General features: G+C 40.4%; 11 protein-coding genes, 1 tRNA gene and 1 pseudogene. 9 read left to right on the forward strand and 4 right to left on the reverse strand.

Annotated features, from left to right (window positions below):
- Positions 1–8: 8 nt before the first annotated feature.
- The 3 genes from B9Y81_RS01580 to B9Y81_RS01590 all read left to right on the forward strand — a co-directional run bounded on the left by B9Y81_RS01580 (position 9) and on the right by B9Y81_RS01590 (position 3445).
- Positions 9–2000: a glucosamine-6-phosphate deaminase gene (locus B9Y81_RS01580; RefSeq protein ID WP_085535239.1), complete on the forward strand. Its 1992-nt coding sequence runs from the start codon at positions 9–11 to the stop codon at positions 1998–2000.
- Between the two features lie 95 nt (positions 2001–2095).
- Positions 2096–2995 carry a bile acid:sodium symporter family protein gene (locus B9Y81_RS01585; RefSeq protein ID WP_085535501.1) on the forward strand — a complete coding sequence of 300 codons (900 nt, stop codon included), beginning with the start codon at positions 2096–2098 and terminating at the stop codon, positions 2993–2995.
- Positions 2996–3007: 12 nt separating this feature from the next.
- Positions 3008–3445: a DUF695 domain-containing protein gene (locus tag B9Y81_RS01590; protein WP_085535240.1), complete on the forward strand. Its 438-nt coding sequence runs from the start codon at positions 3008–3010 to the stop codon at positions 3443–3445.
- A gap of 56 nt (positions 3446–3501) precedes the next feature.
- Here the strand turns inward: B9Y81_RS01590 and thrC are convergent, their stop codons facing one another.
- The 3 genes from thrC to thrA are packed head-to-tail and all read right to left on the reverse strand — an operon-like array spanning position 3502 to position 8489.
- Positions 3502–4815 (reverse strand): threonine synthase, encoded by a 1314-nt coding sequence (thrC, locus tag B9Y81_RS01595; protein WP_085535241.1) that lies wholly within the window; start codon positions 4813–4815, stop codon positions 3502–3504.
- Positions 4816–4821: 6 nt separating this feature from the next.
- On the reverse strand, positions 4822–6027 hold the full coding sequence (locus B9Y81_RS01600; protein WP_085535502.1) for a cofactor-independent phosphoglycerate mutase: 1206 nt from the start codon (positions 6025–6027) through the stop codon (positions 4822–4824).
- Between the two features lie 26 nt (positions 6028–6053).
- Positions 6054–8489 (reverse strand): bifunctional aspartate kinase/homoserine dehydrogenase I, encoded by a 2436-nt coding sequence (thrA, locus tag B9Y81_RS01605; RefSeq protein WP_085535242.1) that lies wholly within the window; start codon positions 8487–8489, stop codon positions 6054–6056.
- A gap of 469 nt (positions 8490–8958) precedes the next feature.
- Between thrA and B9Y81_RS01610 the strand changes: the two genes are divergently transcribed.
- The 6 genes and pseudogenes from B9Y81_RS01610 (at position 8959) to B9Y81_RS01635 (ending at position 11383) form a co-directional block, all read left to right on the forward strand.
- A tRNA-Cys gene (locus tag B9Y81_RS01610) sits at positions 8959–9029 on the forward strand.
- Between the two features lie 192 nt (positions 9030–9221).
- Positions 9222–9518 carry a type II toxin-antitoxin system HigB family toxin gene (locus B9Y81_RS01615; protein ID WP_085535503.1) on the forward strand — a complete coding sequence of 99 codons (297 nt, stop codon included), beginning with the start codon at positions 9222–9224 and terminating at the stop codon, positions 9516–9518.
- Positions 9519–9522: 4 nt separating this feature from the next.
- A complete protein-coding gene (locus B9Y81_RS01620) occupies positions 9523–9888 on the forward strand; it encodes a helix-turn-helix domain-containing protein (protein WP_085535243.1) in 366 nt (121 codons plus the stop codon).
- A gap of 523 nt (positions 9889–10411) precedes the next feature.
- Positions 10412–10768, forward strand: a pseudogene (locus tag B9Y81_RS15475) (Fic family protein); the annotation flags it as partial.
- Complete coding sequence (locus tag B9Y81_RS01630) at positions 10765–11106, forward strand: type II toxin-antitoxin system RelE/ParE family toxin (RefSeq protein WP_085535245.1); 342 nt, start codon at positions 10765–10767, stop codon at positions 11104–11106. The pseudogene B9Y81_RS15475 and the gene B9Y81_RS01630, both read left to right, overlap by 4 nt.
- The gene (locus B9Y81_RS01635; RefSeq protein ID WP_085535246.1) at positions 11078–11383 is read left to right on the forward strand and encodes a helix-turn-helix domain-containing protein; all 306 of its coding nucleotides are present in this window, start codon (positions 11078–11080) and stop codon (positions 11381–11383) included. Before B9Y81_RS01630 ends, B9Y81_RS01635 begins: the two co-directional genes overlap by 29 nt.
- A 293-nt stretch (positions 11384–11676) precedes the next feature.
- On the opposite strand, the gene B9Y81_RS01640 is transcribed toward B9Y81_RS01635, so the two are convergent.
- Positions 11677–12576, reverse strand: a complete 900-nt coding sequence (locus tag B9Y81_RS01640; protein WP_085535247.1) for an IS1595 family transposase — start codon at positions 12574–12576, stop codon at positions 11677–11679.
- Positions 12577–12586: the final 10 nt, after the last annotated feature.

Here is a 12586-nt window from a genome sequence, read left to right on the forward strand (position 1 = left end):
TTGTAATAATGAAGACAAATCTTAGTTCACAAATTACATTAACGCGAATTCCCACACGGTACTACCGACCGGAAAATGCCTACGAGTATTCCGTACTCACGCGTTTCGAAAAGATCCCGACATCTATTTATGAATCGGCCGATGAGGGATCTATTACTATCGCCAAAGAAATCGCTACAGAAATTCGTAAAAAACAAAAAGCAGCAAAGAAATTTGTTTTAGCACTACCTGGAGGTCGTTCACCTCAAAGTGTATTCAAAGAACTGATCCGACTGCACAAAGAAGAAAACCTGAGTTTTCAGAATGTAGTTGTATTTAATGTTTATGAATTCTACCCATTAGTATCAGAAGCAAACAGTAATATTGCTTTCTTGAAAGACGCGTTATTGGATCATGTAGATATTGATCCTGCCAACATCTTTACGCCAGACGGATTTATGTCTAAGGATACGACCTCTGAATTCTGCAACCAGTATGAAGAGCAAATCGCATCGTTTGGAGGAATCGATTACATCTTAGTTGGTGTAGGACATGCCGGTAATATCGGGTTTAACTCTCCCGGTTCAACACCGTCGCTCCGCACACGTTTGGTTTTGTTAGATAATGATGCCCGTAAAGAAGCCGCCAACACGTTCAAATCAATTGAGAACGTACCACCCAGTGTAATCACTATGGGTATGTCTACCATACTTGCTGCGAAGAATATCATCGTGATGGCATGGGGAGAAAACAAATCCAAGCTGATCCAACAAACAGTGGAAGGCAAAGTAAGCGACTCGTTCCCTGCTACATTCCTGCAAACGGTTGTTCCGAGTGCCCGTGTAGCAATTGATCTGACAGCTGCATCCCAGCTTACACGTATCAGTCGCCCTTGGTTGGTTACAAGCTGCGAATGGGACAATAAACTTATTCGTCGCGCGATTGTATGGCTATGTCAGTTAACGGGCAAGCCTATCCTTAAGTTGACCAATAAAGATTATAGCGAACATGGTTTGGGCGAACTACTTGCACTATACGGTTCGGCTTATAATGTAAACATTAAAATATTTAACGATATACAGCATACCATCACCGGATGGCCGGGAGGAAAGCCTAACGCCGATGATTCCAATCGTCCGGAGCGCGCTACGCCTTATCCGAAGCGTGTAATCATCTTCAGTCCACACCCGGATGACGATGTGATCTCAATGGGAGGAACATTCCGTCGTTTGTGCGATCAGAACCATGATGTGCATGTAGCTTATCAAACGTCCGGAAATATCGCTGTAGCAGACGATGAAGTAATCCGCTATTGCGAATACCTGCGTGATGTTTGCGCTAAATATGCACCGAGCACAGATGAAGTTGCCAAGAAGGCTGAAGAAATCCTTCATTATCTCCGCAACGAAAAGATAGAAGGAGTTGCCGAACATAAAGATGTTCTCTTTATGAAAGGAACTATCCGCCGAGAAGAAGCACGTGCCGGAGCTCGCCATTCGGGAATCACACAAGATGATCATATTCATTTCCTTGATTTACCATTCTATGAAACCGGTTTAGTGAAAAAGAATGACATCAGCGAAAAAGATAAAGATATTATCAAGGAATTCCTTGTAAATGTAAAGCCTCATCAGATATTCGTAGCAGGAGACCTTGCGGATCCACACGGAACACACAAGGTTTGTCTGGATGCTATCTTAGCGGCGGTAGATGAGATCAAAGACGATGAATGGATGAAAGAATGCCGCATCTGGATGTATCGCGGAGCCTGGGCAGAATGGGAAATGGACCACATCGAAATGGCCGTGCCTATCAGTCCGGAAGAACTACGTTTGAAACGTATCGCTATTCTGAAGCACCAATCGCAAGCTGAAAGTGCGCCGTTCCTCGGAGACGACGAGCGTTTGTTCTGGCAACGCGCGGAAGATCGTAACCGTGCTACAGCCGATCTTTACAGAGATTTGGGACTTGCATCCTACGAAGCTATTGAAGCTTTTGTTCAGTACAAACCGTTGCGTTAAGCAATAACCCGATAATAATGAAGCCGGCTTGTTAATTATTACAATGCCGGTTTTTTTTGTTACTTTGTACACATATATAAATGAATATAGTACGCGTGCTTAAATTTATTAAAGACTGGACATTGCCGCTGGCAATGATTGTGGGTGCCATTACATATCCGGTCAGCGGACAATTGGCAGTTCTTACTCCTTATCTTATTTTCTCCATGCTTTTGCTTACGTTCTGTAAGCTATCTCCCCGCGAAATGCGATTTCATCCGGCTCATGCTAAATTATTGGCTGTCCAAATCGGAGGCGCGCTGCTTGTTTACGCCCTCTGTTACCGGATTGATCCAATCATCGCGCAAGGGGCAATGATCTGTGTGCTGGCACCTACAGCTACATCGGCAGCGGTAATCACCGGGATGCTGGGGGGTAGTATCGCTTTTCTGACAAGTTATCTTCTTTTTTGCAACATAGCCGTCGCACTTATTGTGCCTGTTTTGTTTCCGCTTTTAGGCTTATACAACAACATGGACTTCTTCGACTCCGTGCTATATATTTGCAGTCAGGTGGGACCTATACTCCTCTTGCCGTTAGTGGCGGCATGGTTCATTCGTTATGCAACACCTCGGTTACATGCGAAAATTTTAACTATACATCAACTTTCTTTTTATCTTTGGGCCGTTGCGCTTATTATTGTAACGGGGCGTACGGTAAAATTTCTTGTTGAACAGGAAAATCCGGACTATTTTGTAGAAATAGGCTGCACTATCATTTCTTTATTAATTTGCTGTGGTCAGTTTTTAATCGGCAGAAGGATTGGACGCAAATACGGTGATCCGGTTTCGTCTGGTCAAGGATTAGGGCAAAAGAATACTATTCTTGCTATTTGGATGGCACAAGTTTATCTTAACCCTATTTCATCCGTAGCTCCGGCCGCTTACGTACTTTGGCAAAATATTATCAACTCATGGCAGTTGTGGAAGAAAAGAAAAAAAGGAATAAACACCTAACAAGATATAATTATGAAATTAAGTGACGAATGGTTTACCGCCTTGTCTGAAAACGAAACAGGAGATATGATAACAATCCTGGGACGTGATGAGTTATCAGAGTTCGCATCCTGCGGAAAGTTAAAAGACCGTATCGAAATTACATGGAGATATGATCCGGATCAAAAAGGTATGCCGGCAAGCTCCGTTGGGGAATTAATGGAAGCTGTTGAAGTTGCGCTACAAAAGATCATGGAAAAAGACAAGTTAGCCATTATGACTGCTGTATACACGGGGGGAGGCGAAAAGATCTGGATATTTTATTCCCGTTCTGTACCTGTATTCGGCGAACGACTGAATGAAGCACTTGCGCCATTCAAATTACTTCCCATAACTATTTACGCTGAACAGGATGAAGGCTGGGAAGAATACCTGGATATGTATGAAATGAAAGAATGGAGACAGGATTAAACTATTATTTTTGTAGCGCTCCACAATCGTGGGTGCTACAAAAAAAATAGGATGCGTTATTGTCTAAGCAAAAAGGCTTTAAACCCTACAAAATCTTTGTCTAATTCCACGCTTTGCTTAGTTCCTTTCATAAAGGCTTGCAATTTAGCAGGTATTTCAATATCCGATGAAAGGATTTTATCTACTGTTTCTTTAAATTTGGCCGGGTGAGCTGTTTCAAGAAAAACTCCGGTTTCCGTAGCGGTCAACTTGCTATCGATCAAACCCTGATAACCACATGCTCCATGTGGATCGAGAATGTAACCGGTTTCGCTATATACCGTCTGCATTGTCTGGGCAATCTGTTCATCAGTATAACGATAGGCACTGATCTTAGAACAAATCGCTTTATGAACATCCTCATTCGCTTTAAATAAATCAAGGATACGGGCAAAGTTACTTGGGTCGCCCACGTCCATCGCGTTTGCAATCGTGGACACGGATGGGCGGGGAGTATATTTTCCGGTGTTGAGATATTCAAGAAACACATCGTTGCGATTATTTGCCGCAACGAAACGTTTAATGGGTAGCCCCATACGGGCAGCAAAAAGTCCGGCGGTAATATTGCCAAAGTTTCCGCTCGGTACACAAACCACCATTTCTCCGGCTTTACCCATACGATCCAATTGAGCGTACGCGTTAAAATAGTAAAATGATTGGGGAAGGAAACGGGCTACATTAATTGAATTCGCTGATGTTAATGCCATGTGGTTGTTCAGTGTTTCATCCATGAAAGCATTCTTAACCAAAGCCTGACAGTCATCAAACGTTCCATCAACTTCGAGTGCTGTGATATTCTGACCGAGCGTTGTAAACTGACATTCCTGTATCGGACTGACCTTTCCTTTCGGATAAAGCACAAACACACGGATACCGGGCACACCAAGAAAGCCATTCGCAACCGCACTACCGGTATCTCCGGATGTAGCAACAAGAACATTTACATCGTTCAATCCTTGCTTTTTTATAAAATAGCCCAGCAAACGAGCCATAAAACGACCACCCACATCTTTAAACGCAAGCGTTGGACCATGAAACAACTCAAGGCTATAGCAATTCTTCCTGACCGGGACAACAGGCGTTTCGAACGACAACGTATCTTTCACTAACGCATCCAAGGTGTCGGGCTCGATATCTTCTCCGAAAAACGCGCGGGCTACCGTACAAGCTATTTCGCGAAAAGATTTATCTTTTAGACCGTCAATGGTTGATTTGCTCAATGTTGCTATCTTTTCAGGCATAAACAAACCTTTATCTCCGGCAAGACCTTTCACTACGGCTTCTTCTAAAGAAACAGGAGCAACTTGTCCATTTGTACTATAATATTTCATCTTGTATTATCTTAAAAATTCGCGAATAAACTGATCTTTCTCCAACACGCCGTATTTACCGTCCTTAGCAGAAAACTCATCGTAGCGAGTCACGCTGTCGGCCGTCTGTCCCGGCTTATAAATAACAAAGGGGATAGGTTTGCCGGTATGCGTACGAATAGCACAAGGTGTAGGATGATCGGGCAATAAAGCTATGGCCACAGGCTCACTCCATGTCTGGAGAGTTTCGTATATAATCTTAAGCACCCGTCTGTCGAGGTCTTCGATTGTCCGGATCTTTAGTTTCACATCTCCTTCGTGCCCGGCTTCGTCACTGGCTTCAATATGAAGGTAAACGAAATCATTTGTTTTTAACGCCTCAAGTGCGGCACGAGCCTTACCTTCGTAGTTTGTATCATAAAGACCGGTAGCTCCTTCTACGTTAATAACCTCCAATCCGGCATAAGTTCCGATACCACGTATCAAATCAACAGCAGAAATTACTGCTCCCGCACTAAAGCCATATAATTCTTGCATGGTTTCCATTGCCGGACGATACCCCGGTGACCAAGGCCAAATGCTATTAGCTGGATCTTTCCCCTTTTCGATACGTTTCAGGTTAACAGGATGTTCCTTCAGTAACTCCTGCGATTTCAGAATGAGATCATTAAGAAGATCAGCCGTAGCTTTTGCTTCCGGAATCTCCGGCTTCACCATTAGCGGAGCAAATGGTTTAAGAGGCACATCATGAGGAGGTGTGCAATCGAGATGCTTATCCCCTCCTTTAACCACAAGCAGATGACGATAAGATACACCCGTATAAAAACGTACCGTATCCGATCCTAACTTTTCATTCAGGAAACGGATCAACTCATCAGCTTCTTCTGTTGATATATGACCTGATGAATGATTTTTCAGTATGTCACCTTCAGTACAGATCAGGTTACAACGCATAGCCATTTCACCGGGTTGCAATTCAACACCTATACTTGCTGCTTCCAACACGCCGCGCCCTTCATATACTTTAGACAAGTCATAGCCCAACACAGCCAGATTAGCCACTTCACTTCCCGGATGGAATCCATCCGGAACTGTTTTCAACATTCCTGATACACCTAACTCCGCCAACTTATCCATGTAAGGAGTAGTTGCAAACTGCAACGGAGTCTTACCTGCCAAAGAATCGATAGGCTCATCCGCCATACCGTCTCCCAGAATAATAATATGTTTCATCATTATGCCTTTTAATCTATACTCTATTAAATGTTTGCTATAGAAATAATATCAGCAAACACTCCCGCTGCCGTTACATTGTCTCCGGCACCATAGCCCTTAATGATCATCGGGTATTCGTGGTATCGCTCTGTAGAAATCATGATAATGTTATTACTACCGGCCAGTTCATAGAATGGATGTTGTGCTCCCACTTCTTGTAGTCCCACCTCACATATACCATTTTCCATCTTGGCCACAAAGCGGAAATGTTTATCCTCAGCCTCCAACTTCTGGCGTTTAAGCTCAAATTCGTCATCAAGTTCCTTGATCCTCTTCCAGAAATCGTCCAATCCTCCTTCAAAATAAGTTTCGGGTATGAATAAAACACGCTTCACGTCTTCCTGGTTCACTTTATATCCGGCTTCACGGGCAAGAATTACTAATTTACGCACAACGTCCTTACCACTAAGATCAATCCGTGGGTCAGGTTCTGCGTAATGTGCTTCTTTAGCCATCAGTATGGCCTGACTCAACGGAATTTCGGCACTTAATGTATTAAAGATATAGTTTAACGAACCGGACAAAACAGCTTCCAGTTTAAGAATATGGTCACCACTGTTTATCAAGTCGTTCATTGTATTTATTATAGGCAAACCAGCACCTACATTTGTTTCAAAAAGAAACTTCACTCCTCTTTGGCGTGCTGTATTTTTCAGTTTGATGTAATTATCGTAAGAAGAAGAAGCCGCGATCTTATTCGCCGCCACAACCGAAACGTTATTCTTCAATAACGTCTCATACAGTGCTGCCACATCCGGATTAGCCGTACAATCAACAAACACGGAATTAAATATATTCATATTGAGAATCTCCTCACAAAGCAGCGAGGGAGAATTCGATTGTCCGTTTTCCACTAAATCCTCTTTATACGTATCCAGGTTTAACCCTTCACGCTTAAAGATAGCACGGTTGCTACGCGCTATCCCGACAACACGCACACTCAATCCGTTTTTAATTAGTTTCGGCTGTTGTATGCGAATCTGCTCCAACAACTTTCCGCCAACAGTACCGATTCCGGCGATAAACAAATTCAAGACTTTATACTCCGACAAGAAAAAAGAATCGTGGATAGAGTTCAACGCTTTTCGCAGGTACTTTAGTTTGATTACGAATGAGATATTCGTTTCCGAAGCACCCTGCGCACAAGCAATCACACTAATACCGGCACGTCCAAGAGTACCAAACAATTTACCGGCAATACCCGGAGTACGCTTCATATTCTCACCCACAATAGCCACCGTAGCCAAATCGCGTTCAGCTATAATATCATTGATCTCTCCCTGTGAACGCTCTAATGCAAACTCCTCGTTCAGCACATCAACGGCAATATCCGCATCAGCATTTCGAACGGCAAAAGTTGTATTATTCTCCGAACTTGCCTGTGAAACCATAAATACGCTTACACCATTCTTCGCAAGCGTCTTAAAAATACGGTAGTTCACTCCAATTACACCAACCATACCCAATCCCTGAACAGTGATCAGACAGGTGTCATTGATAGAAGATATTCCTTTAATAATAGCCTTACCTTCCTCCGGCACACGCTCCTTAGAGATGTAAGTACCCGGAGCTTCCGGGTTAAACGTATTCAGGATACGGATAGGAATATTTTTATGGTATACCGGATAGATTGTTGGCGGATAAATCACCTTAGCACCAAAGTTACACAACTCCATAGCCTCAGTAAAACTAAGTCGTTCGATAACGTATGCAGAACTAATCACCCGAGGATCGGCAGTCATAAAACCATCCACATCTGTCCATATTTCCAAAACAGACGCACCTAATGCCGTAGCCAAAATAGAAGCCGTATAATCAGAACCTCCACGTCCCAGATTGCTCACTTCTCCATTTTCTTTATTTGAAGAGATAAAGCCCGGAACTAAAGACACCTTCGGTAGCGGATTGAATGCTTCAAGGATTAACTGATTGGTAAGATCAAAATCTACTATATGTTTATTGAACTGCTGTTCTGTTTTAATCAACTTACGTGAATCAAACAGTTTTGCATCCTTTATTACATTTGATATAATCAGCGATGAAATACGCTCACCATAACTAACAATAGTATCTGATGTTTTCGTAGATAAATCCTGTATCAGATAGATTCCTCTGAAAATATTCCCCAACTCATCCAACAAGATCATGGTCTTTTTTAACGTCTCCGCCCGCAATTCCGCATCAGGAATCACCCCTTCGATAACGTTCAAGTGACGGGTAATTATTTCAGAAAAAGAGCTTTCATAGCTTATATTACCTTTCGAAGCCATATCTGAAGTAGCAAGTAACTTGTCTGTTATCCCCCCTAAAGCGGAAACAACCACAATAACCGGCTCATCAATAGCCTCTACAATTCTTTTTACATTTAATATACTCTCCACGGAACCTACGGATGTTCCGCCGAATTTCAATACCTTCATTGCCTATTAATTAGATTATTTTTTTTTGATCGGAAAAGGACATAATTCTGTCCTATAGAAAAAGGTGCAATAAGACCTATTGCTACAAGGCGGAGACGTGGTCACCGCAATTGTTTATTTGTAGAATTGAACCCCCCAAGGGGTCATCAATGCCCATGTGTAGTACGCAATATTTAAATTCTTTTGATTCGTCATTATTTTTAATTGTGCATTGGACGAACAATATTACGCATTATTTTTTAATTCCAAGCTAAAATATCAAGACAACAGACAAAAAAACAGCAATTTCATCACATTTGCCCCCCAAAAAGTAAAACAAAGACAATCAAATCCCCTTCAAATTTAATATAGTAATAACACACCCCATTTACCCCAAAGAAATTTTACAAGGTTCATATTTGTATATTCCAAAAAGAATAGCTTACTTTGCACACGCAAAATAAGGGTATTCGAACACCCCTTATCAAAAGGTTCCTTGGCCGAGTGGCTAGGCACCGGTCTGCAAAACCGTCTACGGCGGTTCGAATCCGCCAGGAACCTCAAAGGTCTCAATCGAAAGATTGAGGCCTTTTGTGTTTTATATGGTTTTCAATAGTTTGTTACCCAGCGACCACAATAGGGAATAGTGAATTTTGTAGACCGATAATTTCTCTTTATTTGTAGATACAATATATGGAACTATATTTTGCCTTGTGGAATTTTACACCTATCTTTGTACAAAATATCGTACCGATGAAGATTATCAAGAAGAAGCCATTAGTTGATTTCTACGAGAAGCATACAGATGCAAAGACTCCTTTGGAGGAATGGCACTCAAAGACTAAAAAAGCTGATTGGAGCAACTTTAGTGATGTGAAAAAGAACTTTAATAGTGTGGATTCAGTTGGAAATGACAATTACGTCTTTAACATAAAAGGTAATACTTATCGGTTGATAGTAAGGATTTTGTTTAAAGTAAAAACGGTGTACGTTAGGTTTATTGGTACTCACAAAGAGTACGATGATATTGACGACTGTTCTAAAATGTAAGATTATGGCAAAGATTAAAACAGAAAAAGAATACAATGTTGTGATGGAGCGCATAGAAGAACTTCTGGGCATTGTAAACAATGAAACCCCTATTGATAACAAAGATTCAATAGAGTTAGAACTGCTTTCCTGTCTTGTAGAAGAGTACGAAGACGAACATTATCCAATTGGTACTCCTTCATTAGCGGAAACAATCAAATTGAGAATGTATGAAATGAACCTAACTCAAAAAGGGCTAGCAGAACTTATCGGCATCAGCCCTTCCCGGATAAGTGAAATACTCTCGGGAAAAATTGAGCCAACCTACCAAGTTGCAAGAAGCATTAGCAGAAACCTCAATATTGATGCTTCTATAGTTTTGGGAGTATAGAAATATTATAAACCTATGGTAATAGCAAATAAATTATTTAGTGATCAAATGTTAGTCAAATAACAAAGTTGAAAAGACATAATTTTCTGATATTCAGCGCAAAAGGGTAATTGGCGTGAATCCGCCAGGAACCTCAAAGGTCTCAGTCGAAAGATTGAGGCCTTTTGTGTTTTATATGGTTTTCAATCGTTTAATACGGTTCAAGTGGAATATCGGAACTATGGGAATTTCCGGTTGACAAATATGCAGCGTCTAACAAATTAACAATTCAAATTCTACTTTGAAATGAAGTTGTTTTTTAGCAATACTATATGTTTGAAAATATATCCTTTATTTTTCTGAAGATATCCTTTATTTTTTCAAAAATAACCTTTATGTTTTTCGACATACACAATATGCTGATTATCAACAACCTATGGAGTTGTCCAAAAACGGAAAAAAAGTGGCGTTTTTAACTTAAAAAAGGTGTAAATAATTGTCGCCAACCGAATTTTCCGGTTGATCCTGGACAAATGTTGACGCCAAAACAGACCTTGTTTTGAAATCGGCTATTGCCCATCTATGGTTTATTATTATTCATCCATTTGATGATGGTAACGGGCGTATTGCCAGAGCCATTTCTGATTTGTTTTTAACTCGTTCCGAAGATACAACTCAACGATTTTATAGCTTATCAAGTCTGATATATCTTGAAAAGAATGCCTGCCAGTTTATAAAGATCGACACCAACGGTAATGCGTTGGAGAATTTCTTCAAGAGGCGTTCGGCACTGAACCTAAATCCTAAAAGAAATATCGATTTTGGAATTTTAGAAGTTGCATCTATAAAACACCCTGAAAAGTTTCACTATTATGAAACTTTCTATACCTTTGCGGCATGAAAAGGAAAGTAATCGCATTCGGTCGATATTATGCAGATTTCATCGCTTCGCTCACACAAAAGGAGGTGCTGAAAGTGAAATACATACTCTCGCTTCTTGAAACCGAAAACCGTTTACCAACAAAGTTCATAAAACTAATACGGGAAGAGGTGTATGAAATCCGTATTAACTTCAACAATAACATTTACCGTATCTTCTTCATTTTTGATGAAGACCGGATAGTGGTTTTGTTTAATGGCTTTCAAAAGAAAACACAGAAAACACCCGCTTCAGAAATAGAAAAGGCAATTAAAATTAAGGAGGAATATTATGAGTACAAAAGACAACATGCTGACTGACATCAGTGCAGAACTTGAAAAAGAGTTTGGCGCACATGGTACGCCTCAACGGGAGCAGTTCGATGAAGAAGCTTATGCTTTCTATACCGGACAGATACTGCATGACGCAAGAAAGGAAGTTAGAGTAACTCAATCCGAACTTGCCAAAAGAATTAATAGTACAAAGTCGTACATATCCCGTATAGAGAATGGTTCTATTAATCCAAGTGTAGGGACATTCTACCGAATAATGAATGCTCTTGGCTTGAAAATTGAAATAGTCAAACCTATTGCATAATTTAATAGATATCGATCGAATTGCAATTTCAAAAAATCACAACTTTCTGATCATCAAAACAAAAGAATAACTGACACGAATCCGCCGAGAACATCAAAGATTTCAGTCGAAAGATTGAGGCCTTTTGTTTTTTTATACGGTTTTCGGGGATTTATTAAAGGACGAATTGCTGATTAAAGGAAAGATCGCCATATTTATTTCAGAAAGTCTGTCCTTAAAAATGGAAGAGTAACGCTTGGAGCTGAATTGGATAGTAAAAAAGTTTATTGGTATAGGCGTTTAGACCGCACTAATTAATTATTTGATTGTAAGCGAATAGGATTATTTAAAACCATTCTTTTTATGAGTATATCGAATATTGTCTCCATATTTGAACGTCTGTTATACCTAAAGTGGTATTCATCAAGGTATCCTTGAAGACGTTCTTTGGTACAATGATGATGAATTCCTCTGAGCCAACCTTTCAGGTTCATAATGTGGATATGTAAATCCTTGAAGTTTTTTCCGTCGTCAGATTTTACCTGTTCGAGATTTGGAAAATCTTTTTTCAAGGGTATATAACCTCTCCATTCGTCAGTAATTATTCTTGCATCTTTACTGATATATGATTCAAAGAAAGGACGAAAAGAAGCCGAAGAAGCATCCTCGATACATTGAGCATAAGCTCGTCCAACTCCACTCTCAACTATTTCGAGAGCGACAATGACAAGCTTCTTTTCTCCTTTGTAACGACCTCGTTTCCCTTCTTCTTCACCGCCAATATAGAATTCATCAACATGAACTAGTCCTTTGATTAAATGCTTTTTACTGCTTTGCATTGCTTGCTGTATTTTCCATTTGAACTCCCAGCAAGTTTTTTGTCGCAGTTCATATTCTTGAGACAACTCTAAAGAGGACATTCCTTTCTTTTTGGTACTTATCTTAAATGCAATATGAAAAGCCAGGTGCAAAGGAAACTTACATTTATCAAACATAGTTCCTGAAGTGGGACTTTCGTCATATTTACATCTTGTACATCTTCTTGAAAAAGGTCTTACGCCTTTGCAAAAATTTGTATGTCCACATCTTTTACATTGATAAGCGTTATCATTCCATTTGATTGCTGATATGTATTCATAGCAGACTTCATCTGAGCTAAAAGTATTGTAAAATTTGATTGAGTTCACTCCTAAAAATCGTTTTCGTTCATTCATGCTACAAAGG

The organism is Massilibacteroides vaginae, assembly GCF_900178525.1.
Classification (GTDB): Bacteria; Bacteroidota; Bacteroidia; order Bacteroidales; family Tannerellaceae; genus Massilibacteroides; species Massilibacteroides vaginae.